This window comes from Tritonibacter scottomollicae (genome assembly GCF_003003215.1).
GTDB lineage: Bacteria > Pseudomonadota > Alphaproteobacteria > Rhodobacterales > Rhodobacteraceae > Epibacterium > Epibacterium scottomollicae.
Window position 1 is genome coordinate 256,421 of record NZ_PVUF01000005.1, and the last position, 25,851, is coordinate 282,271.

Genomic DNA, 25,851 nt, shown 5'->3' on the forward strand with positions numbered 1-25,851 from the left:
TTGTTATCCTTCCAAAAGAGTTTCGGCTGCCTTGATAGCTGCCTCGGCACCGGCGAAGTCCTTGCCGCCGCCCTGCGCCATGTCCGGTCGGCCACCGCCGCCCTTGCCGCCAACAGCCGGAACGGCCGCTTTCAGGACGTCCACGGCGGACACCTGGCCGGTCAGATCATCTGTCACGCCCGCCGCCACGGCGACCTTGCCGTCGTCCTCGGCAATCAGCAGGATCACACCAGAGCCGATCTTCTGCTTATGCGCATCAATCAACCCGCGCAGATCCTTGCCGGACACCCCCTGCAGCGCCTGACCGAGGAAGGTCTTTCCGCCAATCTCCTTGGTCTCCGCGCCGCCATCCGCGCCGCCGCCCATGGCGATCTGCTGCTTCAGGTTTGCAATTTCGTTCTGCAGTGCGCGCCGCTCATCCATCATCGCCTTGAGGCGGTCCATGACGTCCGCAGGCTGCGCCTTCATCACCCCGGCCACTTCCGCCATGCGGTTGGCTTCCTGCTCGAGGTAGCGATAGGCTGCAGCGCCGGTCAGCGCCTCGATCCGGCGCACGCCCGCAGAGGACGCACTGTCACCAAGGATCACGAAGGTGCCGATGTCACCGGTCTGCTTCACATGCGTGCCGCCGCAGAGTTCGATGGAGTAGGTGTCGCCATCCTGCCCCTTGCCGGTGGCCGCCTTGCCCATCGAGACCACGCGCACCTCTTCGCCGTATTTCTCGCCAAACAGCGCCTGCGCCCCAAGCGCGCGCGCGTCATCAGGGGTCATGATGCGGGTGCTGACGGTTGAGTTTTGACGAATGAAATCATTCACTTCCGTAGAGATCTTCGACAAGTCCTCAGCGCTCACGGCCTTGTTGTGGCTGAAATCGAACCGCAGGCGGTCGGCAGCATTGAGCGAGCCCTTCTGCGCCACATGGTCGCCAAGCGCATTGCGCAGGGCTTCGTGCAGCAGGTGGGTGGCAGAGTGGTTGGCACGGATCTGGCCACGGCGCGTGTGGTCCACTTCCATCGCGGCACCTTCGCCAACGGCAATCTCGCCCTCGGTGATCTCCGCGATATGCAGGAACAGGCCTTCGACTTTCTTGGTGTCGGTAATGCGCGCCGCACCACCTTCGACGGTCAGCACGCCGCTGTCGCCCACCTGACCACCGCTTTCGCCGTAAAATGGCGTCTGGTTCAGAACGATCTGAACGCTGTCGCCCTTCACGGCCTTGTCGAGCTTGCCGCCATCACGCACCAGCGCAACGATCTGGCCTTCGGCTTTTTCGGTTTCATAGCCGAGGAACTCGGTGGTTCCCTCAGTATCAACGATATCAAAATAGACCTTCACATCTGCCGCGTCACCAAGGCCGATGCCACCGGCGCGGGACTGCTCTTTCTGCGCCTTCATCGCGGCGTCAAAGCCGTCGGTGTCGACCTCGACCCCCTTGGCGCGCAGGGCGTCCTGGGTCAGGTCCAGCGGGAACCCAAATGTGTCGTAGAGCTTGAACGCCGTCTCGCCGGGCAGGATGTCGCCTTGGTCGAGATCACCGGATGCATCGTCCAGAAGTTTAAGTCCGCGGTCCAAGGTCTTGAGGAAGCGGGTTTCTTCCTGCTCAAACGTCTCCTCGATCAGGGCTTGACCCTGACCCAGCTCAGGATAGGCGGCACCCATCTGGCTGACCAACGCGGGCACCAACTTGTGCATCACCGGATCGGACGCGCCCAGCAAGGAGGCATGACGCATGGCGCGACGCATGATGCGACGCAGCACGTAGCCACGACCTTCGTTCGAGGGCAAGACCCCCTCGGCAATCAGGAAGGAACAGGAGCGCAGGTGGTCGGCGATGACGCGATGATGAACGTTCTGATCGCCAAAGGGCTCACTGTTGGTCGCAGTGGCAGAGGCCTCGATCAGGTATTTGAACAGATCGGTCTCGTAGTTGTCATGGGTGCCCTGCAGCAGCGCTGCGATGCGCTCCAGCCCCATGCCGGTGTCGATCGACTGCATGTCGAGATCGACCATGGAGCCATCCGCAAACCGTTCATTCTGCATGAACACGAGGTTCCAGATCTCGATGAACCGGTCGCCGTCCTCTTCCGCAGAGCCCGGAGGGCCGCCCCAAATATGATCGCCGTGATCGTAGAAAATCTCGGTACAGGGACCGCAGGGACCGGTATCGCCCATCTGCCAGAAGTTGTCAGAGGTGGCGATACGGATGATGCGATCCTCGGGCACGCCGACCTTTTTCCAAATCTCGAACGCCTCGTCATCGGTGTGATAGACGGTGGCGTAGAGCTTGTCCTTCGGGATGTCGAATTCGCCGGTAATCAGCTCCCAGGCGAAGGGGATCGCCTCGGGTTTGAAATAATCGCCAAAGGAGAAATTCCCCAGCATTTCAAAGAAGGTGTGGTGGCGCGCGGTATAGCCGACATTGTCGAGGTCATTGTGCTTGCCGCCAGCGCGGACACATTTCTGCGCCGAGGTCGCGCGCACATAATCGCGTTTGTCCACCCCGGTGAAGCAGTTCTTGAACTGCACCATGCCGGAGTTAGTGAACATCAGCGTGGGATCGTTGCGCGGCACCAGCGGGCTGGAATCCACAACCTCATGGCCCTGCTTGGCAAAATAGTTCAGGAAGGTCGACCGGATGTCGTTCAAGCTGGGCATGTCAACGCGGCTCTCTAGATGTGATTGGAACAGTCCAAAGCGGTGTATCGCGCCCATGCAGGGCTGTCCACCGCCCAAAGCAAACGTGCTCCAATCGCTTTTTCAAAAGGGCTTTGTCGTCTCAGGTTTTGATCAAAACATCCCCGTTGGCGATGCGACCGCCCTGCTCTACCGAACACAGGATACCCCGCAAACGGGCCGTCCGAAATTCGGGGCGATTGACCCAGGCACGCGCGTCAGCCCCATATCGTGCCTGCCACTTCACGCAGCCATCATTGAATATGTCGGAAACCTTCAGTACCGCACTGCCGGCCTGTAACAGCTGCCCCGGCGGCAGGTTGCCTTCGGACAAATCCATATCCACGACGAAGGTATCGCCTGGGTGCGGTGTGTTTTCGCGTTCGATCCAAACGAGATCCAGAACCCGCTTTGACAGGATGCAAATCTGGATACCCGGATGACCGGATCCGTCTTGCCGCGTCAACCATGGACGTGTGCCCCAACGCTCTCCGGGAATGCCCTGCTCTGGCGTCACATCAACCGCATCCACAAAGCGCCGTTGGTTGTAGCCGGGACGCAGGCAGAGCATCGTAATCTCTGCCCGGTCTTTGGCCGCGGCCTGCACTTCAGGCGTCGCCGCTATCAACTGTTCAAGCGTCGGGACCATGATGCCTCCATATGCAAAGCTGCAATGCATACAGTGCTGACACAGGATCAGAAGCTATGTCTACGCAAAACACTTCAGAGCATCTTTTCAAAGAAATGGTCGGCATCCGGGTTATCGTTATATCGGGCGATTTCCCGATAGCCGAGCGCATGATAGAGGGAAACCGCCTCTTGCAAATGCCGACTGGTGTCGAGCCGCACGCTGGCGTAGCCCAGCTCCCGCGCCTCGTCCTCTAGGGATCGCATCATGTCTCGTGACACACCCTGCCCGCGCCAGGCGGGATTGACCCAGACCCGTTTGACCTCCGCACAGTACTGGTCAATGGGGCGCAAGCCCCCACTGGCGATGGCCATGTTGTCCTGAACTGCCAACAGGAACACGCCCCGCGGCGGCAAGAAGTCCTGTCTCTCTGCTTCACTCATCTCGGGCACAGCAAAACTGCGACCAAAGCGGTCAGACAGCTCGCTGGTATATTCCCCCATAGCATAGGTCACGTCCGGCTCTGTCGGCGCAGCGCGGCGGATCCGTGGCTGTCTGGACCCGAATGTGGCGCTGATCAGATCGATCGCCGCCAGAAGCTCCTTTCGTTTCCGACTGCGGCCTAGAAGCTCCTGTGCGTGCTGATCCGAAAGTGCCTCATAGGCGTCGAACTCCCTATGTCCCGCATCCGTCAGCGTGACACGCTTCTGTCGCGCATCCTGGGTTTGTGAAGGTGCCGCGACCACGAGCTTCTCGGCCTCAAGCACGCGCAAATGCCGGCTTAGCAGCCCCGAATCCAGCCCGAGATACGATCTCAGATCGCGGAGTTCCTCTTTGCCTTGCCCGATCGCCTGCAACACCCGGGCCAGACCAAGAGGTCGCCCCCGTCCGAGAAACGATTGATCCATCGCCCCCAATTCAGATGTGACCACCCGGTTGAAGCGACGAAGACGGCGGATTTCACTTTCAGAGATCATACTATAGGAATCCTTAGTCAGAATAGTTATCTGACTTATGTCAGGTAACTATTCATCGCAAGAAAAAACCGGCCAATAACAGGCCGGTTTTCAATCTCAAGCTTGTGACGCTACTCAGTCCGACGCCAAGACATCATCGTCTTCACCGCCACCCGGAGGCATATCGAAATCCAAACCGTGTGCGCCACGGATTTTATCCTCAATCTCCAGCGTTATACGCTTGTGATCGCGCAGATACTGCTTGGCGTTTTCGCGCCCCTGTCCGATCCGCTCATCTCCATAAGAGAACCACGCGCCGGATTTATTTACCACACCGGCAGCAACGCCAAGATCCAACAGCTCGCCCATCTTGGAGATGCCCTCGCCATACATGATATCGAATTCGACCTGCTTGAACGGCGGTGCCACCTTGTTTTTCACCACCTTCACGCGGGTCGCATTGCCAACCACCTCGTCGCGATCCTTGATCGAACCGATGCGACGAATATCGAGGCGCACGGAGGAGTAGAACTTCAGCGCATTGCCGCCGGTGGTGGTTTCGGGCGAGCCGAACATCACGCCGATTTTCATGCGGATCTGGTTGATGAAGATCACCATGCATCTGGAGCGACTGATGGAGCCGGTAAGCTTGCGCATTGCCTGGCTCATCAGACGGGCCTGCACGCCGACGCTGCTATCGCCCATGTCGCCCTCAAGCTCGGACTTCGGGGTCAGCGCGGCCACCGAGTCGACGACCACCATATTAACCGCGCCGGAGCGTACCAGCGTATCGGTAATCTCCAACGCCTGCTCACCGGTGTCGGGCTGTGAGATCAGCAACTCATCCAGATCTACACCCAGTTTGCGAGCATATTGCGGATCCAGCGCGTGTTCCGCGTCCACAAAGGCGCAGACACCGCCCTTTTTCTGCTGCTCGGCAATGCAATGCAGCGTGAGCGTGGTCTTGCCCGAGCTTTCCGGGCCGTAGATCTCGATGATCCGACCCATCGGCAGGCCACCAATGCCAAGCGCGATATCCAGCCCCAGAGAGCCGGTCGAACTGGCCTCGATCTCCTGCAGAGCCGTGCCGTCGCCGAGTTTCATGATCGAGCCCTTGCCGAACTGCCGTTCGATTTGGGCGAGCGCGCTGTCCAAGGCTTTCTGCTTGTCGCCGCTCTTCTTGTCGTCCTTCATGGTCAATAGATCCGCCATAGTACCCGTATCCTTCTCTATGTGTCACACCCGGAGGCGGACGACAATCACTGCTTTGTTCTCCTCTTGTTCCTTATGGGGTCAAAACGAGAACATTACAAGACAAATTCACGTCTCTCCACGGGACTGGCAACGCGGTTAAAGATTGGTTTACAACTTGAGAGCAGTTTGAATTATTGCCGGGACTTTAACGTCATGATGGTCTTTTACGGAGCCAAGCTTGTGCTCTTGTCGGTGCCCAAAACCGGCTCAACAGCGTTGCAATCCGCCCTTCGACCGCACGCAGACATGGTGATTTCAGACCCGCCGGAGCTGAAGCATTCACCGCTCTATCGCTACAATCGTTGGGTGCGCCCGATGTTTGAAAAGGTATGTGGTGCCGAGTTGGAGGTGGTGGCCATCATGCGCGAGCCGGTCGACTGGCTTGGCAGTTGGTACCGATTCCGACAGCGGCCGCATCTGAACGGGCGACCGACATCGACCCGCGAGATCAGCTTTGACAGGTTTGTCGATGACTATTGTCGCGGCAAGCGGCCAGCGCATGCAGAGGTGGGCAGCCAGGCGAAGTTCCTTGAAGCACAGCCGAATGGCTGCCGCGTCAGCCATCTGTTTGCATATGAGACACTCGCCCCGTTTCATGCCTTCCTGCGGGATCGTACGGGGGTGGATTATGAAACCAGATCAGAGAATGTCAGCCCCGCCGGTGACTTGACCCTACGGTCGGCAACGCGAAAGAAGCTGGAGCGCAAACACCCGGAGGAATTTGCGCTCTATGCCTCAATCAACCCGTGATTTCGCCCAGTTGGGACTGGACCGTTTCGGTCAGTTGGCTAAGCGAGAATGGCTTGGCCAGGAACACGGAATTGGGAACGTCCGGTTCCGCATCGCCAAAGGCCCCTTCGGAGTAGCCGGACACAAACACCACCTTGGTTCCAGGGCGTTCATGTAGCGCCTTGCGCACCCAGGTGGGGCCATCCATGCCCGGCATGATCACATCGGTGACAAAGACATCGACGCTGAGATTCGGGTCTTCAAGCGTGTCCAGCGCCTCTTCGGCAGACTCGGCCTCAAGCACCGTGTACCCCCGCATGCGCAGCGCGCGAGAGGCAAAGGCACGGACCGGCGCCTCATCTTCCACCAGAAGCACCACGCCCTCGCCATGCTGGGCGGCTGCGACCTTGGTCTTGATGCTCACTTCCGGCTCGCTGTCCTCGCTGGCCGCATCGCTGCGGAACACCGGGAAATACAGCATGAACTTGGTGCCTTGGTTCAACGTCGAGTCCACAAAGATAAACCCGCCGGTCTGCTTTATGATGCCATAGGCGGTCGAAAGACCAAGGCCAGTGCCCTCTCCGGTGCGCTTGGTGGTGTAGAACGGCTCGAACACCTTTTGCAGCTTGTCCGGTGAAATCCCCGTGCCCTCGTCGCTGACCTGAATGGTCACCCACTCGCCAGGCGGCACCACCGCGCGATCCCGTTCCAGTGCCGTATCGAGCACAACCACCTCGGTTTCCACACGGATTTCGCCCCCCTGCGGCATCGCATCGCGCGCGTTCACCACGAGGTTCATCAGCACCTGCTCCAACTGCCGTTTGTCGGCGCGGATGGAGCGCATGACCGGATCGTGACTGAGCGTCAGAGAGACCTTTTCGCCCACCAGTCGATTCAGCAGATGCGTCAGGTCCGAGAGGGTTTCGCGCACATCCAGCACTTCGGGCTGCAGGGTTTGCTTGCGTGAGAAGGCCAGAAGCTGGCTCACCAGCGCGGCGGCGCGATTGGCGTTCTCGTGGATCTGGATCAGATCACCATAGTCCTGATCGCCTTGGTCGTGACGCAGCAGTAGCAGATCGCAATGACCCGAAATTGCCGTCAGCAGATTGTTGAAGTCATGCGCCACACCACCTGCAAGCTGGCCAATAGCCTGCATTTTCTGGCTCTGCGCAAATTGTGCTTCCAGTGTTTTCAGTTCCGTCGCATCATTCAGAACCGCCATCAGAAGGGGTTCGCCCTCCTCAATGACCCGGGTGAGCGTCACCTGAACAAAAACTTCCTTGTCATCGCGCGACACCCGCAAGAATTCGGACTTGTGCGGAGCCAACCCCTTTGCGGTTTCCTGCAGCCAATCATTCATCGGCCGGCCGAGACCTTCCATCAGCTGCCCCAGCTGTACGCCTTCGGCCTGTTCGATCCCCAGAAGCCGCATCGCCATGCGGTTCACCGAAAGGACCTCGCCGCCGGGACGCACTTTCAGCAGCGGCACCGGCAGGCTCTCAAAACCGGTGTGCGGCCCACTGTCCTCCACAGCGGCTTTCATGAAGTAAAGCTCACTGCGCCCCTGCCCGCGCCCGTGTTCGCTGACGAGCACCTCAACCGCGCCGGACTTGGTCATGATCGTATTGAGGCGCCCCGGGATCACCGGCAGCGATGTAAACAGGCGTTCGGTGGACTTGACGCGCTCCCCGATCAGGCTGCGCGCCGCCTCATTCATGAACAGCACCGCACCTGTGCGCCCGACAGAGATCATCGGCACCGGATTGGTATCCGCAGTGCGCCCGGCGGGACGTTCGCCCAGATCCTCAACGCGCCACAGGAAACTACCATTGGCCATTTCGTGCACGGACAGGCGCAGGTGCCCCCGCCGTGTCACGATATCCTCGCGCCCCGATCCTTCGAGCTTGGCCCGGCTCTGCAGGCGGAACAAAACCGCCGAGGGGTTGGCAAGGACGGACCGAAGCGTGCCTGAGATTGTCTCGCTCTCCGTGCCCTCAAACCGCTTCATCGCTGCGGTGTTGCAGGCGTGGATAAGACCCTCATCATCCGTGACAAAGCTGGGCGAGGCGTCCTTGTCGATGAAGCCCGACAACAGCTCGCTCGCCATCGCGCGGGCCCCTTGCCGCATACGTGTCTGCACGAAGATGAGTGCGGCGACACCACCCAACGTCAGCCCAACCGCGACAAGCGCACGTCCGATCCAATCGGGAAGCGGCAGAATCCAAGGCAGAACAACAAACAGCAGCGACAGAACAAACGTCGCAACGAGGCGGGCTTGTTCGGGTGTCTCTACCTTCAGGTTTGGTACAATTGAAGTCGCGCGACCGATCATTTCGGCTCCGTTAACAGTCTTCGTGCCGCACTATCGTGCCAATCATGGTTAAGGCGGAGTTAATCTCAGTGAGGAACGACAAAACTTTCCAATAGTTTAATGCTTTCCGGGTCTCCGGAACATCGAGACGTAAAAGCCGTCGGTACCAGTATGAACATGCCATGCGTGTTCGCTCAAGTGTTCCCACTCCGGATGCCGGTCCCGAAACGCCCGGGTTTGATTTCCGTTTTCCACATCCAACATTGAACAGGTGGCAAATGCGAGCACGCCTCCGGCTGCCACCAATGGAGCTGCGGCATCCAGAATATCACCCTGCACCGCAACGACGTGGTCGAGTGCGTCCTGTGTCAGGCGCCATTTCCCTTCGGGATCACGACGCCAGGACCCGGACCCACTGCAAGGGGCATCACAGAGAACCAGATCGAACGGCGCGAACTGTGCCAGCTCTTCTGTTGCCAGGCAGGGAAGTGAAACACCCGCGCGTTCTGCGCGCTCGGGTACGTCCTTCATCCGGCGTGGGTCCGCATCGTGAGCATAAATCTGCGCGTCCACGCGCCCGGCCATGGCCAAGGCCTTGCCACCGCCACCCGCACAGAAATCCAGAACCCGCTGTCCGTCATGCAATGGCAAGGTATCCACGACCGCCTGACTTGCGGCGTCTTGCAATTCTACAAAGCCTTGCAGGTAGCTTTCGGAATTCTTAACGCGCCGCGCACCGTCGGTCACAGTCAAGGCACTCGGGGACACCGCCTGCGGCTCGGCGATGATACCGCCCTCTGCCAGACGCTTGATCGCGGCGTCACGATCTCCCTTGCGCAGGTTCACACGCAGATGCACCGGCGCACGTGACCGCAAGGCCTGCGCGGCCTCCAGCGCCTGATCGCCAAGACTGCGTTCAAACAGCGGCCATAGCCATTCCTGCAGGTCATTTTCCTCGGCGACGCTTTCAAACGCACGCGGACTGGCCTGCTCTGCCTCATCAAGCGGCTTTGGCGCATGACCTTCTCCGTGGAAGAGGTCCGCGGGATCCAGCCCCTCCGCCCGCAACGCACCGATCATCAGACCACGCCCCGTCAGAGCACCGCCCAAAGCAGCATGGGAGCGCTGACAACGCAGCGCCTGAAAAACATGATCACGGACCGCCAAACGGTCCTTGGAGCCCGCGTAGCGACTGCGCCGGCCCCAATTTGTCAGAGCCTTCTCCGCAGCCTGACCGGCGAGGATCTCGTCAAGGATTTCTGTCGCCGCCTGCACGCGGGCCCCGGGGGTCATATGCGCCCCCGCAGGATTTCAACGCGCACCGCGTCAGCCTTAGCCGATCCGGTAGTTGGGCGATTCACGGGTGATCTGGACGTCATGAACATGGCTCTCCTTGAGGCCCGCACCGGTGATGCGGACGAATTCACAGTTCTTGCGCATGTCATCAACGGTTGCACAACCAGTATACCCCATGGCGGCACGCAAACCGCCGACGAGCTGGTGGATCACCGCGCCTGCAGACCCTTTGTAGGGAACCTGACCCTCGATGCCCTCGGGAACCAGTTTGTCGCTGGCGGCATCCTTTTGGAAATAGCGATCCGCAGATCCACGCGCCATGGCCCCCATGGAGCCCATGCCGCGATAGGATTTGAACGAGCGCCCTTGATAGAGGATGACTTCGCCCGGGCTTTCGTCAGTCCCGGCAATCATGGAACCAACCATGGCACAGGATGCACCAGCGGCAATTGCCTTGGCAAAATCACCGGAGAACTTGATGCCACCGTCGGCAATCACCGGGGTCTCGCCTGCCGCCGCGGCACAATCCATGACAGCCGTCAGCTGCGGAACACCCACACCTGCAACCATGCGGGTGGTACAAATGGAGCCTGGGCCAATACCGACCTTCACCGCATCCGCTCCGGCATCAATCAGGGCCTTGGTTGCAGCCGCGGTCGCGACATTGCCCGCGATGACCTGAACGCTGCTCGACAGCGCTTTGATCCGCTTCACGGCTTCGATCACACCTTCGGAGTGACCATGGGCCGTATCCACAACCACCACGTCAACGCCAGCGTCAATCAGCGCCTCGGAGCGTTCGAACCCGCTATCGCCGACCGAGCTGGCTGCCGCCACGCGCAGGCGACCAAGGTCATCCTTGCACGCCGTAGGGTTCAGAACCGCCTGTTCGGTATCTTTGAGGGTCAGCAACCCGGTGAGCTTTCCGTCCTGATCGGTCACCAGCAGCTTTTCGATCCGGCGCGCTTTCATAAGGGACTTGGCTTCTTCGCGCTCCGCGGGTTCGCGCAGCATCGCCAGATTGTCCGAGGTCATCATAACCGAGACCGGCGTATTGTCATCGGACGCGAAACGCATGTCGCGATTGGTCACGATCCCGACGACACGGCCGCTGTCGTCCACCACCGGGAACCCCGTCACGCGATACCGCTCCTGCAACGCCTTGGCGTCGGCCAGGGTCTGATTTGCCTGCAACGTGATGGGGTTGTAGACGATACCGCTTTCGAACCGCTTCACGCGACGCACCTGTTGTGCCTGCTCTTCCACATCCAGGTTTTTGTGGATCACGCCCATGCCGCCGGACTGCGCCATCGAAATGGCCATACGCGACTCTGTCACCGTATCCATCGCGGAACTCAGAAGTGGAATATTCAGCGAGATTGAGCGGGTCACCCGCGTGCGTGTATCCGCCATATTTGGCAGGACACTGGATGCGGCCGGAACCAGCAAAACATCGTCAAAGGTAAGGGCCTCACGAATCTGCATCTGTCTTCCCCATGCATAACACCGTTTGGCGGTGACCCTATGGCACAGTTCATCAACATGGGAAAGAGGCGCTGATCGTTTTTCGCCGCATCGCGGCGCAGTAGTTGGGGTTTTTCTGACCGAGGTCAAAGAGCTGTTGCAATCCTACCCTATAGCCAGAAAGTGAAAACAAACGCCTGGAGAACAACATGACCGGCCCTCTTGATGGAATAACGATCCTCGATCTGACGCATGTGCTCGCTGGTCCATATGCCTCTATGACGCTGGCCGACCTCGGCGCGCGTGTCATCAAGGTCGAGCGCCCGGGCACCGGAGACGACACACGAAGCTTCCCGCCGTTCAAAGATGGCGCAAGCGCGTATTTTGCCACCATCAATCACGGCAAGGAAAGCATCGCGCTTGACCTGAAAGATGTCGAAGATCGTACTGTTTTCGAAGGCCTTTTATCTCGATCTGATATCATACTGGAGAACTATCGCCCTGGCGTTATGGAGCGGCTTGGTTACGGCTGGACAGATTTAAGCCTGAGGTATCCGAAGCTGATCTACGGGGCCGTCTCCGGGTTTGGCCACAGCGGCCCTGACAGCCAGCGCCCAGCGTATGACATGGTGGTGCAGGCGCGCGGCGGCGTCATGTCGATCACGGGCGAGCGGGATCGGGAACCCGTGCGCGTCGGCGCCTCCATCGGAGATATCGCGGCAGGCATGTTTCTCGCACAGGGTGTCCTTGCCGCGCTCTTGCAACGCCAGCAGACTGACACGGGGCAAAAGATCGACATCGCCATGCTCGACTGTCAGCTCGCCATGCTGGAACACGCGATCGCCCTCACCTCCGTGACCGGTGAAGCGCCGCGCCCCTGTGGCGCACGGCATCCGTCGATCACACCGTTTGAGACGTTTCACGCAGAGGATGGGTTATTCGTCATCGCCGCTGGCAACGACGTCCTTTTTGCGCGTCTCTGTGAAGCACTACAGTTGCCGCTGGCAGCAGATCCGCGTTTTGAAACCAATCAAGCAAGATGCGAAAATGCTCGCCTTCTCAAGCGATTAATCGAGGCTGTTACACTGGGCCAGAACATGCGCCACTGGATCGAGCTGCTCACCGAAGCGGGCATTCCCACCGGACCGATCCAGAACGTCGCCGAGGTATTGCAGGATCCGCAGATATTGGCGCGCAACATGGTCGTCGATGTCCTCGACCGCGCTGGGCATCCAGCTTATGTCGCTGCAGGAAACCCTATCAAAATGAGTACATTGGCGGACCCAACCACACGCGGCCCTGCCCCGACACTCGACGAGCACCGGCAGGAGATACTGGATTGGTTGGCCCAAGGCTGACATGAGTTTGGAATTTCCTCCGAACATGCCGCCCATGAGCCAAAATATGACGGTGATTGCCTTTCGCTTTGCAATAACTGGCCTATGCTTCGCTTAAATTGCGGAACATAAGGGTTTGAGGCATGTCAGACGATCCCCTCGTTGTGTTTACACCATCCGGTAAGCGCGGCCGTTTTCCTGTCGGCACACCGGTGCTTACCGCGGCACGTCAGCTCGGGGTCGATCTAGACTCGGTCTGCGGCGGTCGGGGGATATGCTCGAAATGCCAGATCACCCCGTCCTATGGCGAGTTCTCCAAACATGGCGTCACGGTCGCCGATGACGCGCTGTCAGAATGGAACAAGGTCGAACAGCGCTACCAGGACAAACGCGGGCTGATCGACGGGCGTCGCCTGGGCTGCCAGGCCAAGATCGAAAAGAACGTTGTGATCGACGTGCCACCGGAAAGCCAGGTTCACAAACAGGTGGTGCGCAAACGGGCCGAGGTCCGGGATATCGTGATGAACCCGTCCATCCGCATGTTCTATGTGGAAGTAGAAGAGCCGGACATGCACAAGCCTTCCGGTGATCTGGAACGGCTGTGTGAGGCACTGGAAAACCAGTGGGATGTCAAAGGCGTAAAGACCGACCTTCACATTCTGCGACAGTTGCAACCGGCATTGCGCAAAGGCGCTTGGAAAGTCACGGTTGCAGTGCATCTGGGCAATGAAAGCCAACCGCCCCGTATCATGCATGTCTGGCCCGGCTATTATGAGGGCACTGTATATGGGCTTGCGGTGGATCTTGGCTCTACCACGATCGCGGCGCATTTGTGTGACCTCAAAAGCGGTGAAGTTCTGGCTTCCTCCGGCATCATGAACCCGCAAATCCGCTTTGGCGAAGATCTGATGAGCCGCGTGTCCTATGCCATGATGAACAAGGGCGGCGATCTGGAAATGACCCGTATCGTGCGCGAGGGCATGAACGCATTGTTCGCGCAGATTGCGGAAGAGGCGCAGATCGACCAATCGCTGATCATGGATGCGGTGTTCGTCTGCAACCCGGTCATGCACCACCTCTTCCTCGGCATCGATCCGTTCGAGCTAGGTCAGGCCCCCTTTGCGCTGGCAACGTCAAACGCACTTGCACTGGAAGCCAGCGATCTGGATCTGAAACTACACCCTGCGGCCAGGATCTATCTTCTGCCCTGCATTGCGGGCCATGTTGGCGCCGATGCCGCGGCGGTGGCTTTGTCCGAGGCGCCGGACAAAGCAGAGGATCTGGTGCTCATCGTCGACGTTGGAACAAACGCCGAGATCCTATTGGGGAACAAGGAAAAAGTCCTGGCTTGCTCTTCTCCGACCGGGCCTGCCTTCGAGGGTGCTCAGATTTCCTCGGGACAACGCGCTGCACCCGGCGCGATCGAGCATGTTGAAATCAACCCCGAGACCAAGGAGCCGCGTTTTCGCGTCATTGGGTCGGAGCTCTGGTCTGATGAGGATGGGTTTGAAGAAAGTATCGCAAGTACCGGAATTTCCGGTATTTGTGGCTCCGGCATCATTGAGGTGATCGCAGAGATGCGGATCGCTGGTTTGCTGGATGCAACCGGCCTGATCGGGTCCGCCGCGCAAACCGGAAGCGCCCGCTGCGTGCCTGAGGGGCGCACCAACGCCTACCTGCTCTGGGACGGCAGCGCGGATGGCGGGCCACGCATCACCGTCACCAACCCTGACATCCGTGCCATTCAGATGGCCAAGGCCGCGCTTTACTCCGGCGCCCGTTTGCTGATGGACAAGATCGGCGTCGACACGGTTGATCGTGTGGTACTGGCCGGTGCCTTTGGCGCACATATCTCCGCCAAACACGCAATGGTCCTCGGGATGATCCCCGACTGTCAGCTGGACAAGGTCACAAGCGCTGGCAACGCCGCCGGAACCGGGGCACGTATTGCCCTGCTCAACACCACTGCACGTGCTGACATCGAGGCGACGGTCCATCAGATCGAAAAGATCGAAACCGCCGTAGAACCCCGTTTCCAGGAACATTTTGTCAACGCGTCAGCAATACCGAACTCCTCCGACCCGTTCCCGATCCTTGGCACGCTGCTGACCCTTCCGGACGTCAGCTTTAATGTCGGTGGTGGTGACGGAGATGGATCAGGTGGCCGGCGTCGACGGCGACGGGGCTGACCGCAGAAATCAGCGGCGGCGCTCTTGACGACCTCAGCGCCGCCGCATAAAGCTCTGCATCAAGAGCGCGGGTATGATGTAATGGTAGCCTGTCAGCTTCCCAAGCTGAACGCGCGGGTTCGATTCCCGCTACCCGCTCCAAATGATCCTACATATAATCCCGCAAGATGAGACACTTACGTGCCGAACCTCACTTAAGAACGGCATGCTTCGTGGCGTTGGAATGGGAAAAATAAGGAACAAAATGGAAGCTTCGGGAGGCTGAGTCCCGAAGTAATTCCCGAAGGTATCCGTGCAGTGGCGACCTAGAGAAGACATCGCTTTCTTGCATCGACCCAGGAAAATCATGACCAGAAGCGAAAAGGCCCTGCACTATGGCGGGGCCTTTGTTTCAATATCGCTCTGCTGGCCAAGTCTATCTCGAATCTGATTGGATTGTGCGAAGCACTTCAGACCGCACCATTTCGCGCGCCTCTTCCATCGTGTTCACACGCCCATGTGTAGCAGGCAGACACCATGTCGCCCAAGTCCAAGGTAGGGCACCGTTGAAGGTGTGTTCTTCAAACCTGATACGCCCAACATCTTTTCCTCGGTATCGAATGACCCAATCGTCAGGCTCCCAGGTGCCGCCAATTATGCATCGTCTCATTGTCCACATATGCTTTTGAACATACAGGGAACGCGCATTACCTCAAGGCTCGAACTATAGCCAAATCAGAGAGCCGCTCTATTCCCCGCGTGTTGCCGCAGAATAACGGTGAGCATCCACAGCCCTTGTTGCGGGAATATCAATGCTGCACAGCCCATCAACGGCGGCAATGCGCAGATAACGAACGATCAATCTGGCACTGGTGCGCGCACTAGATCTCGTAAAGTTGACGTTGAACTAAAGGCAGGAGCGTTGACGTTTCATATTACTCCTCGAGAGCATTTTCGGTGGATTCAAAGTGAGAGGTCTCTTACCCATAGGATGAAGATCGTGAGGCATTTAATGAACCCTACTGAAATTTATGACGCATTGGCGCAGATTGCCACCGAACCGTTTGACGCAACCGAATTCCCCTTCGCCTTTGCCGCTGCCACCGATGGCGCCAAGGCGGCCGTCTCCAAGTTGCGGAGCGGGTCGACCAACAAGTCTGACCTTCCCGGCGGTGTGCTGTTCGGCAAGAAATTCCACTACGCCCCCGCGTTGACGGGCATGACCGATGTCACGCTGGACCATCTGCGCAGCTCGAAAAAGACCAAGACCTCGAAGCCCGCGATCCTGATCACGACGGATGGCAAGATGATCTCGGCAGAGCACCTGGCCTCGGGCGATACGCTCCACTGCCGCTTTGACGAGCTAGGCGACAACTTCGGCTTCTTCCTGCCCGCTGCGGGCAAGGAGCGTTACCGCGCGGTCGAGGAAAACCCTGTCGACGTCAAGGCGACCGGCAAGCTGGCCCGGCTTTATGACGCGCTGACAAGGGCCAACCCCGATTGGGGCAGCGACGAACGTCGGCACGAGATGAACCAGCTGATGATGCGGCTGATCTTCTGTATGTTCGCCGAGGACGTTGGCATCTTCCCCGACAACCAGTTCTCGCGCCTGTTGTTCACCCATGCGGGCGACAAGGGCGAGGAAGCGCGCGAAACCATCATCGCGGCCTTCCAGGCGATGAACCGGCCCAAGGCCAAACGCGAGGGCCTGCCCGCCTGGACGGGCGAGCTGGAATACGTCAACGGCGGTCTCTTTGCGGGCACCATCGACGCGCCGCGCTTTGATGCCGTGGCCTTCCGCTATCTGCGCGAAGCTTGCGACCTGAACTGGCGCGAGATCAACCCCGACATTTTCGGCTCGATGATCCAGTCGGTCGCGGACCCAAAGCAGCGCTCGGAACTGGGGATGCACTACACCTCGGTGCCGAACATCATGAAGGTGATCGGGCCACTGTTTCTTGATGACCTCGATGCCGAGATCCACAAGGCATGGGACCGCGCCAAGGGGCTGCAACAGGTGCTGGACCGGATGTCGCGCATCCGCGTGTTCGACCCGGCCTGCGGATCGGGCAACTTCCTTGTCGTGTCCTACCGCGAACTGCGGGCGCGCGAAACGCGCATCCTGCGCCGGATGGAAGAGCTGAACGGCCCCGGCTCGCTGGCCATGTTCTCGGCCATCCCGATCAGCCACTTCTACGGGATCGAAATCGCGGATTTTGCCGCCGAAACCGCGAAGCTGGCGCTGTTCATTGCCGAGTATCAGGCGAATGCCAGCTTTGCCGAGGTCTTTGGCCGCCGCCCAGCAGCGCTGCCGCTGAAAGATGCGGCGCATATCCGCACCGGGAACTCCCTGCGCATCGACTGGGAGGAGGTCTGTCCGCCCCCCGGGGAAGGCGAGGAGGTGTTTATTGCAGGCAATCCGCCATTTGTCGGAACCACCTATCGCACCAAGGAACAGAGAGACGACTTCAACTCGGTTTTCGATGGGCACCTGTCGAACTCTGGGCGACTTGATTTCAGCGCTGCATGGATGTTCTTGGCATCGCGGTACGTGAGAAATGGGCGTTCGAAATCCTCATTGATTACTACCAGCTCAACTGTTCAGGGAGCAGCCGTCGAACCTCTGTGGAGTGTCATTCTTACTCAGCCTATTGAGATCGCGTTCGCACATCGCCCCTTCAAGTGGCGGAACAATGCCGCCAAAAATGCAGCGGTTGAATGCGTGATTGTTGGCCTTAGTACCAACTGTGGGCAGGTACGGAACTTGTTTGACCGAGAACATCGTAAAGAATGCTCACATATTAACGCATATTTGCTCGATGGGCCGACGGTTTTTATTGAAAGTACTCGCCGTTCAATTTTTGGGCTCTCCGCGATGGGCCCTGGGAACTTCCCATACGATTTTGGCCACTTGATCCTGTCGCCAAACGAGCGCGAAGAACTTTTGCAAAATGAACCGAATGCTGAGCCGTTCATCTTCAAATTCGTTGGGTCACAAGAAGTAATCAAGGGACTCGACCGATACTGTCTGTGGATTGATGATGACGATCTCGAGCGTGCGAAAAGCATCCCCGCGATTGCAGAGCGCATTCGACGCGTAGCGGATGATCGATCAAAGAGCACGGATGCGGGCACGAAACGCCTGGCGGCCCGCCCACATCAGTTTCGTGAGCACAATGCCCCTGTGAGCCACATGATGCTTGTGCCCCGGACAAGCTCCGAGCGCCGGGATTATTTGCCTGTCGACCGAGTATCAGGAAGGATCGTGTCTTCAGATAACAATCACGTTCTTTACGACGGTCCCGAATGGTGCATCGCGCTGATCGCTTCACGCCTGCATCTTGTCTGGATCGCCACGGTTTGCGGAAAGCTGAAATCCGACTTCCGCTACTCCAACACCCTGGGCTGGAACACCTTCCCGGTGCCGAAGTTCACCGAGGATCAGCTGGAGGCGCTTTCGGACTCGGCCCGCAAGATCTTGCGCTGCCGTTATTCCCATTACCCCGCCACGATTGCCGAGCTCTATGACCCCGACAAGATGCCTGACGACCTGCGCGCCGTCCATCGGGAAAACGACGAGCTTCTGGAAAGCATGTATATCGGCCGCCCCTTCCGCAATGACACCGAGCGGCTGGAGAAGCTCTTCAAGCTCTATGCCGCCAAGGTGAAATCGCTGGAGGCCGCGCCAAAGAAAAAGAGGGCCTGACACATGGTTCAGATGGTCAATGTCACCTATGGCACCTCCAAGGCGACGACGAACGCCCTTGGTCAGCGCCCGATGCAGGCTCGCACCTATGCCGCCCGCGCCGCGCAGTTCCTGCTGCTGAAGGCTCCGCCAGCGGCAGGCAAGAGCCGCGCGCTGATGTTTGTGGCGCTCGACAAGCTGCGCCATCAGGGGCTGGAAAAGGTGATCGTCTGCGTGCCCGAAACCTCGATCGGCGGGTCGTTCCGCTCGACCGATCTGACGAGCTACGGGTTCGAGGCAGATTGGGAGGTCGATGACCGCTGGAACCTCTGCCTGACCGGCGAGGATGCCGACAAGCAGAAGGTGCGCGCCTTCCAGACCTTCATGGACAGCGATGCAAAGGTGCTGGTCTGCACCCATGCCACCTTCCGCTTCGGCTTTGACGAGGTGATCAAGACCAAGGGGGTCGAGGCATTTGACAGCTGCTTCATCGCCATCGACGAATTCCACCATGTCTCGGCCTCGGACAACAACCGGCTGGGGTTGATCCTGCGCAGCCTGATCAATCGCGCCGAGTGCCATGTGATGGCGATGACCGGCAGCTATTTCCGTGGCGATGCCGATCCGGTGCTGCGCCCCGAGGACGAAGACCGCTTCACCAAGATCACCTACAGCTATTACGAGCAGCTGGAAGGCTATGCCTGGCTCAAGGCGCTTGGGATCAACTACGAATTCTACAAGGGCAATTACGTCAACGGGCTGCCTGGCGTGCTGAACCCCGATCAGAAGACGATCATCCACATCCCGCATCGCGGGTCGTCCGAGGCGTTCGATGACAAGTTCAACGAGGTGGGCAAGATCCTCGACCTGCTGGGCACGCATGAAGGGCGCGATCCCGAGACGGGGTTTGATCTGGTGAGTCAACCCGATGGCGGGGTGCTGAAGGTCGCCGACTTGGTGGATGACGGGCCGGGGCGCGATATCGTCAAGGCAGCGCTGTCGCGCGAGATCAAGGGGCCAGATGGCAAGCGCGATGATGTGGCCGACCGCGCCAAGGTCGACATCATCATCGCCCTTGGGATGGCCAAGGAAGGGTTCGACTGGGTCTGGTGTGAACATGCGCTGACCATCGGCTATCGGTCGTCCCTGACCGAGATCGTGCAGATCATCGGGCGAGCCACCCGCGATGCGCCCGGCAAGCCCCGCGCGCTGTTCACCAACCTCGTGGCCGAACCGGGCGTGGAAACCGGCGTCGTGACCGACGCCGTGAACGATATGCTCAAGGCGATATCCGGGTCGCTGTTGATGGAGCAGGTGCTTGCCCCGAACTTCAAGTTCTACCGCCGCGAAGATGGCGACGTGCGGGCGCCGATGGGCACCGATGACGAGGGCAATATCACCATTGGCATCAAGGGGCTGGTCGAGCCGCCTACGGACCGCTCGCGCGAGATCTGCGAGAAGGACATGAACGACCTGATGGCGACGGCCTATCAGGAGATGGATCGGCGCGTGCTGTCGCCAGACACGGCGCCCGAGGTCGCCACGCAGATGGTGCTGACCGATATCATCGAGAAGCGGTATGAGACGCTCGATGCAGAGGAAGCGGAGTCCGTCCGTCAGCATCTCGCGGCGCATATGAACGTCCTGACGTTGGCGCGGAAGGAAGCGGAACGCGGGTTTTCCGAGGGACAGTCCCCCCTGAGCGGCACGCCCCCGAAGCCGAGCGGTGACGACGATGACGGTGAACCCGCCAGCGCGCCGAATACTCTGCTGGAGATGGTTCGGAAGTTCATCAACGTCCGGGACATCGACATCGAGCTGATCGACAGTGTGAACACCTTCCAGGAGCGTTTCGAGGTCGCGTCGAAATCTCTGAATTCTGAACTTCTGTCGCATGTGCAGTCGGCGATGGTGGCCTTGCGCGTGAACATGACCGGCGATGAGGCCAGAACGCTGTGGCCCCGCATCAAGGCATTCCGCGCCACCGAGGGGCGTGAGCCGAATGTGCATTCCGCAAACCCGCTTGAGAAACGCATGGCGGAGGCACTTGCCTGGCTGAAGGCCGAGAAGGCCAAGCGCCTACGTGAGGGGGCTCTGTGATGTCGCGCCCGAGCTTGGAAGATATTTTCGCGGAAGACGATGAATTCGGCCTGCTGAATGTTAAACCTCGGGCGTCCCGTGGTGGAACTTCGGAGGATCGAGGTGTCGCAGCTCTGCTCGAAGTGACCGCATTCCATGAGCTTAATTCGCGCCTCCCCGATCCAGACGCAACGGATCATGACGAAATGCGCCTTGGAGCGATTTGGGACACGGTGAAGCAGGCTCCCACCGATCAGATGCGGGTCGTGGATCGTTTGGGCCTGCTGAGCGAAGATGCCGCCGCCACGCCGCGCTCATGGCAAGATGAACCTGTCGACGCTGATATTCCCGATAGTTTGGATGATATCTTCGCTGATGACGATCTTGATGTTGATGCGTCACTGGTCAGTCTCAAGCACGCTACGCCGTCCGCAGAACGGCACATTCCTGATCATCGCGCGGATTTCGTGCCCTGTCAGGATTTCGAGCAGTTCCGGGAGCGCTTCGAGACAGTCCAGCGCGGCCTGGAAACAGGCGAACGCCAAGCTAGCCCAGTGCGGAAGTGGTCGGTAATCGAGCCCATCGAAGGGGACTTCTTCATCCGCAACGGCTTGCTGGCCATGATCGTCGAGAAATCGGAAATGTCCGCCCGTGGTGGCGCGCGAGACCACCGACTTCGCATCGTCTTTTCAAATGGCACGGAGAGCGACCCTCTCATGTCGTCATTCCGAAAATCCCTGAATGACGACAAGACGGCCCGCATGGTACAAAAGATTGGCCTTGGGCCTCTCGATCCTGAATGGGAGAGCGATCAGCTCGAAATGTCGGGAACGATTTACGTTGCCCGCTCCCGATCCGACAACCCCGAGATCAAAGGGCAGCGCATGATCTTGCACAAGATCGGCGTCACCAGCCAGGAAGTAGCTCGCCGCGTTGCTGACGCAAGAAACGATCCGACGTTCCTTCTGGCTCCGGTGGAGATTGTCGCGACCTACAGCCTGCAAAACCTATCGCGCAGCAAAGTCGAAAGCCTACTGCATCGCTTCTTCGCAGCAGCTCGCCCTTCCGAACTTTTCATTACTGATCGGTTTGGGAAGAAGGTTTTCCCGAAAGAATGGTTTTATGTTTTGCCAGATCACGTAGGTCAGGCTGCTAAGTTGATCGAAGACGGTACCTTGCACCAGTATTATTACGATGTCGAAAACCAGAGCATAACATTCAAGCCAAAGATGAGGTGAGTTTTACACACTCACCCTCTTGGTAAAGGAGGAGAAGGTTCGAATGACTGCGTTCGTGCTGCCGGTTGGGCCATTCGGTGCGGCTAGATCGAATGTAAGCAAGTGCCGAAGGCCCCGCGCTATAGCAGGGCCCTCGTTTCGTGGGTGTATGAAGTCCACGTATAGTCCGGGAGGGTATAAGTCCCGTAGCTTCAGCTTGCACACCACAACGTTTTGGCGCCAGTAAATAAACCGCAAACGAAAACAGACATCGATGCCGGCAGTCGCGGCAATCAGTGAGGATCAGTCAGGTCCGCGCCTTCGCAACGGGTTCCTGTTTTCGAAGGACTCCCCAGCCGTTGCAGGCGGAGCATTCATGCACCACACCGCTCCGACTGGTCTCCTTCCCATGCCCGTGGCAGGCCGGACAGACCTTCGCCGAGGCGCTGCCACCCCGCCGGCTGATCGGAGGCGGGGTGGCAGCGGGTGTCGGGCGCTTAGTCAATGTACCGCTGGATGAGGCCAGCCAACTTGCTGCGTGCGAGGTTCGTCAGAACGCTGTCGTCTGGCCCGAGGCGCAGGATGGCATCGGGCACAGACCTTTTGGCATGCTCCACGGCCTCGCGGATCAGAACGTCCGCCGCTTCATTCGGCCCCCGCTCGACGCCGGCGCGAATGCCGCTCATCAGGGCACTGTGCAGCGCCTCGCGGTGGCGGGCCTCGATATCGAGCCCCCAGCGCTGTTTGGCGGTATGGGCGGCGCTTCCGATCAGAGCGGTCAGAAGCACACTCAGGCCGCTGAGCACAACGGGCAGCAGCTCCTGGAGAAGATCATTCAGGTTCATGGGTTGGTCCTTTTCAGTTTGAGAGATGAGAATGCCGATCCCCGATCAAAAGCGGAGAATGGCCAGGAAACGCCGCAGCCAGTTGACGCGCGGTGCGGGCGATTTGGGTTTGGGAGACACGTCTATGGGCGGCAGCTTGCGCAGCGCCTGGTGCAGTGCGGCGCGGGTCTTTGGTCCGCTCACCCCGTCGACAGTCAGCTGGGCCGCGCGCTGGAAGGCCCGCACATCTGTCGGACCATGACCGAGCAGGACCAGCTGCGCCCTTTGGGTCCAGTCCCGCCGCTGTGCGTAGTGGTTGTATCCGCCGTTCACCTTGTAGGTGATGCGCTTCACGTCACCCTGATCGGCGAGCGCATTGAGGCCACGGGTGGTCCAGTACCAGAGCGCCACCAACCCCTCCCACGGGTCGGTCAAAACCGCCTCCGGGTCCGCCTCGAAGTTGGGCGCAGTGTGGTCGATCCCACGCGCCCAAGCGGTGAAGGCGCGATAATTCCACCGCCCGGTGATCTGGATGGGACCGCGCCCGCGCAACAGATACCCATCGCCATCCCGCTCCGGCGTATTGCCGAGATCCGTGCGGATGTCATACCGAGCCTGCGCGGCAGTCGGCCCCCATAGCTCGCGGTCGAAGCGGAACGCCCCGCTCTCCACCAGCACCTGCCCCAGAAGGCAGGCAACCCGGTGCCGCCGGTTCAGGCCAACGTCGCCGCCGTAGGCATTCAGCGCCTTCAGGAACGACACGACGTTGTCCGCCTGGGCGCTGCCTTTCGGGATCTTTCCGGTGATCTTCTGCAGGGTGTCAAATGTCAGGATTTGCATCATGCTGCCTCCAATGAAAAAGCCCCGCTCAAGGCATGCTTGGCGAGGTGTGAACGGTTTGATTTTTGCAGGGGTTAGCGGATCGGCAGGCGCTCCATGCGCTCCAGCCGGTTGTCGATCTTGTTGAGGGTGGAGAGGATCAGAGACAGGCGCTCATCCTGACGGGCGAGGCTTGTTTCATTGGCGCGCACACGCCCGGTCAAGGCGGTCTGCCGCGCCTCTGATGCAGTCAGGTCGACCCGCAACCCGTTGATGGTTTGGGCGAGGCTCTCGGTTTCTCCGCGCAGTGTCGCGACCTGCAAGCCGACCCAGAGGCCCGCGCCCACCAGCCCGCAAGCGACGGTCCAGGCAAGCGACTTGTTCAAGGTGATGCCGCGGTCGCTGTTTTCGATCATTGTCATCACCCGCCCTCAAATCGCAGCCAGAATAAAGGCGAAGAGCTCGTCATAACGCACGCCCTGCCGGTTGTGGTACTCGGCGCCCTCTGGGGCATCCTCGGCGCTGGTGAAGACCTGCAGCTCTGTTCGGGCTTCCATGAGGATCTCCAGCTCTCCGGTCTCAACCTGCTTTTTTACAAGCTCGATCACCTCTTTTTCGACCTGCTGCACCTCACCGGTCGGCTCACCATGCTCATCCAGCACCGGCTCATCGACCGTCACCATGTGGATGACCTCTTCTTCCACCTCTTCCATGATGGGTGTGGTCTCGGCTGGGATTTCCACTTCTGCAGACCACCATTCATCCCAGCACAACACGCCGTATCGCCAGGGATCCAGACCCTCGGCCTCAAAGGCGGCAGCCAGTTCTTGTGCGATCACGCCAAAGTGCCAGCGCGCGCCGTCACCTTTCTCGGCCACCGCATCGCGCATCCGGTACTTTTTCAGGAGACCTTTTGCGGCCACCGCCACCCGGCGCTCGGCTGCGTCCAGGTCTTGGATGTCTTGTTTGCTGCGCGCGTCGGATGTGTTGATCGTGCCGGTCCCCGCGTAGACTTGAGACCAACGATATGAGCTTGAACCACTTGACGATACGTTGTCAGTCGCGGGTCGGAAATTCCCCGCTGTGTCTAGGACAACCGCCCGCGTCGGGTGTGATCTGAGGGTTACGTTTGCACCATCAGAGCAACTAATTGTGAACCCACCCGAACCGCGCGTACTGAGCACCGACGAACCATTTTCGCCAGAATTTCGAATGAGCCGCAAGCCATAGTCGATGTATTCCGTATCACCGACTAGATCGAGATATGCGGGGCCGTCAGCCGTTCGTCCTGAGCCAACTTCAACTGCGGCTGACGCAGCAGACCTATATCCCGAGATGACGTTTCCCAAGAAATTGGTTGTCCCCTTAATCGGCACCTCGAACTCAACGTCATCCTTTGAGATTACCATTTGACGCTTGGCCTGTGTCTCAATGAGCAAGGCTGAGCCGGGCATGATCTCGTTTGGATCCGTCTTTATGTAGAGATGTCCTGCTGTACTGTTGCCGCTGAGGACATGTTTGGCCCCTGTGTCACTGTCCGTGATGGCAAAGAAGGGGCTGCTGTTTCTGACCTCAATCCCCTGCGCTGTTCTGCCGTTTGCATCCAGCGTCATGAACTCACGCCAAGGCGACCACGTGTTAGCCCCGGTCTTCGCGCGCACAGCCGTCCGGGCGTTTTGATCGGCACCAGCGTTCAGCGCCACCGCGATCTCCGCGTGCAATGTATCGTTCCGGCGCAAGCTCACACCGGCAAAGTTGGACCCAAAGCCTGGCTTATTCAGACCATTACTGTCCGTATGGAACAACCCGGAAGCATTCGCCTCATTCCAGTCGTTTTCATTTACCTGAAGCGTACCGGATCCAAGGCCGTGCGCCCCATTTTTCATTAACCGCCCATCGGTTATGTCGGCGGCATTCGCCTGCACCGCCGCGCCGGATGCTCGACCAGCGCTGTCGAACTCGATTGCCTCCTGATTGCCCGCCATCAGCGCCAGCCGGGAACTGCCCGCCGCATTTCCGATGGTGGTCTTGTTGCCCGCAGTCTGCACAAGGAAGTTGGAGGCAACTCCGTCGCGGAACCTGGCCAGCACGCCGGGCGCACCCAGCACCTCCAGATCGGTGAACTTCGCCGCTTCCGGATGGGTCAGCCCCACGGAGACGCCATTGATCGCGCCCTCGATGGCGGTGACGTTGGTCTCCAGGAACTCGATGAAGGCCAGCAGCTCATTGCGATGGGTGACCGCGAAGTGCTGGAACAGCGCATACATCTTGGCGTCAAAATCCGCCTCCGGCGTACTGCGTTTGGGGATTGGGGGGAACGGCGAGAAGCCGGGAATGCTCATGAGAGAGTGTCTCCTATTTGAGGGTTTTGATGATCAGGGGAAAGACGGACTCGCCGGCCACATCGATGG

17 protein-coding genes and 1 tRNA gene are annotated in these 25,851 nt (G+C 59.3%); 7 read left to right on the forward strand and 11 right to left on the reverse strand.

What is annotated here, in order from left to right; translation table 11 throughout:
- Positions 1-3: 3 nt before the first annotated feature.
- The 4 genes from alaS to recA form a co-directional block, all read right to left on the reverse strand.
- Positions 4-2,655, reverse strand: a complete 2,652-nt coding sequence (gene alaS, locus CLV89_RS11025; RefSeq protein WP_106163743.1) for an alanine--tRNA ligase — start codon at positions 2,653-2,655, stop codon at positions 4-6.
- A gap of 121 nt (positions 2,656-2,776) precedes the next feature.
- Positions 2,777-3,322 carry an MOSC domain-containing protein gene (locus CLV89_RS11030; protein WP_106163709.1) on the reverse strand — a complete coding sequence of 182 codons (546 nt, stop codon included), beginning with the start codon at positions 3,320-3,322 and terminating at the stop codon, positions 2,777-2,779.
- Positions 3,323-3,396: 74 nt separating this feature from the next.
- On the reverse strand, positions 3,397-4,278 hold the full coding sequence (locus CLV89_RS11035; protein WP_243394986.1) for a bifunctional helix-turn-helix transcriptional regulator/GNAT family N-acetyltransferase: 882 nt from the start codon (positions 4,276-4,278) through the stop codon (positions 3,397-3,399).
- A 114-nt stretch (positions 4,279-4,392) separates the two neighbouring features.
- Positions 4,393-5,469 (reverse strand): recombinase RecA, encoded by a 1,077-nt coding sequence (gene recA / locus CLV89_RS11040; protein ID WP_106163710.1) that lies wholly within the window; start codon positions 5,467-5,469, stop codon positions 4,393-4,395.
- A 195-nt stretch (positions 5,470-5,664) separates the two neighbouring features.
- Here recA and CLV89_RS11045 point away from each other — a divergent pair, with 195 nt between their 5' ends.
- Positions 5,665-6,261: a sulfotransferase family protein gene (locus tag CLV89_RS11045; protein ID WP_106163711.1), complete on the forward strand. Its 597-nt coding sequence runs from the start codon at positions 5,665-5,667 to the stop codon at positions 6,259-6,261.
- On the opposite strand, the gene CLV89_RS11050 is transcribed toward CLV89_RS11045, so the two are convergent.
- The 3 genes from CLV89_RS11050 to guaB all read right to left on the reverse strand — a co-directional run bounded on the left by CLV89_RS11050 (position 6,251) and on the right by guaB (position 11,332).
- Positions 6,251-8,572, reverse strand: coding sequence for a hybrid sensor histidine kinase/response regulator (locus CLV89_RS11050; protein WP_106163712.1), 2,322 nt, complete (start codon positions 8,570-8,572; stop codon positions 6,251-6,253). The two genes, CLV89_RS11045 and CLV89_RS11050, sit on opposite strands and share 11 nt — an antisense overlap.
- A 96-nt stretch (positions 8,573-8,668) precedes the next feature.
- On the reverse strand, positions 8,669-9,844 hold the full coding sequence (locus CLV89_RS11055) for an RsmB/NOP family class I SAM-dependent RNA methyltransferase (RefSeq protein ID WP_106163713.1): 1,176 nt from the start codon (positions 9,842-9,844) through the stop codon (positions 8,669-8,671).
- A 39-nt stretch (positions 9,845-9,883) separates the two neighbouring features.
- A complete protein-coding gene (guaB, locus tag CLV89_RS11060) occupies positions 9,884-11,332 on the reverse strand; it encodes an IMP dehydrogenase (protein WP_106163714.1) in 1,449 nt (482 codons plus the stop codon).
- A gap of 188 nt (positions 11,333-11,520) precedes the next feature.
- Here guaB and CLV89_RS11065 point away from each other — a divergent pair, with 188 nt between their 5' ends.
- From CLV89_RS11065 to CLV89_RS11090, 6 genes are all read left to right on the forward strand, one after another.
- Positions 11,521-12,669: a CaiB/BaiF CoA transferase family protein gene (locus CLV89_RS11065; protein ID WP_106163715.1), complete on the forward strand. Its 1,149-nt coding sequence runs from the start codon at positions 11,521-11,523 to the stop codon at positions 12,667-12,669.
- A 122-nt stretch (positions 12,670-12,791) separates the two neighbouring features.
- Positions 12,792-14,837 carry an ASKHA domain-containing protein gene (locus CLV89_RS11070; protein WP_106163716.1) on the forward strand — a complete coding sequence of 682 codons (2,046 nt, stop codon included), beginning with the start codon at positions 12,792-12,794 and terminating at the stop codon, positions 14,835-14,837.
- Between the two features lie 67 nt (positions 14,838-14,904).
- A tRNA-Gly gene (locus CLV89_RS11075) sits at positions 14,905-14,978 on the forward strand.
- An 850-nt stretch (positions 14,979-15,828) separates the two neighbouring features.
- On the forward strand, positions 15,829-18,522 hold the full coding sequence (locus CLV89_RS11080; RefSeq protein ID WP_106163717.1) for a class I SAM-dependent DNA methyltransferase: 2,694 nt from the start codon (positions 15,829-15,831) through the stop codon (positions 18,520-18,522).
- 3 nt (positions 18,523-18,525) lie between these two features.
- A complete protein-coding gene (locus CLV89_RS11085; RefSeq protein WP_106163718.1) occupies positions 18,526-20,601 on the forward strand; it encodes a DEAD/DEAH box helicase in 2,076 nt (691 codons plus the stop codon).
- Positions 20,601-21,818: a GIY-YIG nuclease family protein gene (locus tag CLV89_RS11090; RefSeq protein WP_106163719.1), complete on the forward strand. Its 1,218-nt coding sequence runs from the start codon at positions 20,601-20,603 to the stop codon at positions 21,816-21,818. Before CLV89_RS11085 ends, CLV89_RS11090 begins: the two co-directional genes overlap by 1 nt.
- 476 nt (positions 21,819-22,294) lie before the next feature.
- Here CLV89_RS11090 and CLV89_RS11095 read toward each other — a convergent pair whose 3' ends face one another.
- The 4 genes from CLV89_RS11095 to CLV89_RS11110 all read right to left on the reverse strand — a co-directional run bounded on the left by CLV89_RS11095 (position 22,295) and on the right by CLV89_RS11110 (position 25,782).
- On the reverse strand, positions 22,295-22,642 hold the full coding sequence (locus CLV89_RS11095) for a hypothetical protein (RefSeq protein ID WP_106163720.1): 348 nt from the start codon (positions 22,640-22,642) through the stop codon (positions 22,295-22,297).
- Between the two features lie 45 nt (positions 22,643-22,687).
- Positions 22,688-23,464, reverse strand: coding sequence for a peptidoglycan-binding protein (locus CLV89_RS11100; protein WP_106163721.1), 777 nt, complete (start codon positions 23,462-23,464; stop codon positions 22,688-22,690).
- Between the two features lie 71 nt (positions 23,465-23,535).
- Positions 23,536-23,862: a hypothetical protein gene (locus CLV89_RS11105; protein ID WP_106163722.1), complete on the reverse strand. Its 327-nt coding sequence runs from the start codon at positions 23,860-23,862 to the stop codon at positions 23,536-23,538.
- A gap of 9 nt (positions 23,863-23,871) precedes the next feature.
- Positions 23,872-25,782, reverse strand: coding sequence for a tail fiber domain-containing protein (locus tag CLV89_RS11110; RefSeq protein WP_106163723.1), 1,911 nt, complete (start codon positions 25,780-25,782; stop codon positions 23,872-23,874).
- Positions 25,783-25,851 lie beyond the last annotated feature (69 nt).

Excerpts from the sequence above, each read along its gene's own strand:
- alaS (WP_106163743.1), bottom strand. The coding sequence starts at position 2,655 with ATGCCCAGCTTGAACGACATCCGGTCGACCTTCCTGAACTATTTTGCC.
- CLV89_RS11055 (WP_106163713.1), bottom strand. The coding sequence starts at position 9,844 with ATGACCCCCGGGGCCCGCGTGCAGGCGGCGACAGAAATCCTTGACGAG.
- CLV89_RS11105 (WP_106163722.1), bottom strand. The coding sequence starts at position 23,862 with ATGACAATGATCGAAAACAGCGACCGCGGCATCACCTTGAACAAGTCG.
- CLV89_RS11070 (WP_106163716.1), top strand. The coding sequence starts at position 12,792 with ATGTCAGACGATCCCCTCGTTGTGTTTACACCATCCGGTAAGCGCGGC.
- CLV89_RS11050 (WP_106163712.1), bottom strand. The coding sequence starts at position 8,572 with ATGATCGGTCGCGCGACTTCAATTGTACCAAACCTGAAGGTAGAGACA.
- CLV89_RS11045 (WP_106163711.1), top strand. The coding sequence starts at position 5,665 with ATGATGGTCTTTTACGGAGCCAAGCTTGTGCTCTTGTCGGTGCCCAAA.
- CLV89_RS11095 (WP_106163720.1), bottom strand. The coding sequence starts at position 22,642 with ATGAACCTGAATGATCTTCTCCAGGAGCTGCTGCCCGTTGTGCTCAGC.
- CLV89_RS11080 (WP_106163717.1), top strand. The coding sequence starts at position 15,829 with ATGAACCCTACTGAAATTTATGACGCATTGGCGCAGATTGCCACCGAA.
- CLV89_RS11100 (WP_106163721.1), bottom strand. The coding sequence starts at position 23,464 with ATGATGCAAATCCTGACATTTGACACCCTGCAGAAGATCACCGGAAAG.
- recA (WP_106163710.1), bottom strand. The coding sequence starts at position 5,469 with ATGGCGGATCTATTGACCATGAAGGACGACAAGAAGAGCGGCGACAAG.
- guaB (WP_106163714.1), bottom strand. The coding sequence starts at position 11,332 with ATGCAGATTCGTGAGGCCCTTACCTTTGACGATGTTTTGCTGGTTCCG.
- CLV89_RS11085 (WP_106163718.1), top strand. The coding sequence starts at position 18,526 with ATGGTTCAGATGGTCAATGTCACCTATGGCACCTCCAAGGCGACGACG.
- CLV89_RS11035 (WP_243394986.1), bottom strand. The coding sequence starts at position 4,278 with ATGATCTCTGAAAGTGAAATCCGCCGTCTTCGTCGCTTCAACCGGGTG.
- CLV89_RS11065 (WP_106163715.1), top strand. The coding sequence starts at position 11,521 with ATGACCGGCCCTCTTGATGGAATAACGATCCTCGATCTGACGCATGTG.
- CLV89_RS11110 (WP_106163723.1), bottom strand. The coding sequence starts at position 25,782 with ATGAGCATTCCCGGCTTCTCGCCGTTCCCCCCAATCCCCAAACGCAGT.
- CLV89_RS11090 (WP_106163719.1), top strand. The coding sequence starts at position 20,601 with ATGTCGCGCCCGAGCTTGGAAGATATTTTCGCGGAAGACGATGAATTC.
- CLV89_RS11030 (WP_106163709.1), bottom strand. The coding sequence starts at position 3,322 with ATGGTCCCGACGCTTGAACAGTTGATAGCGGCGACGCCTGAAGTGCAG.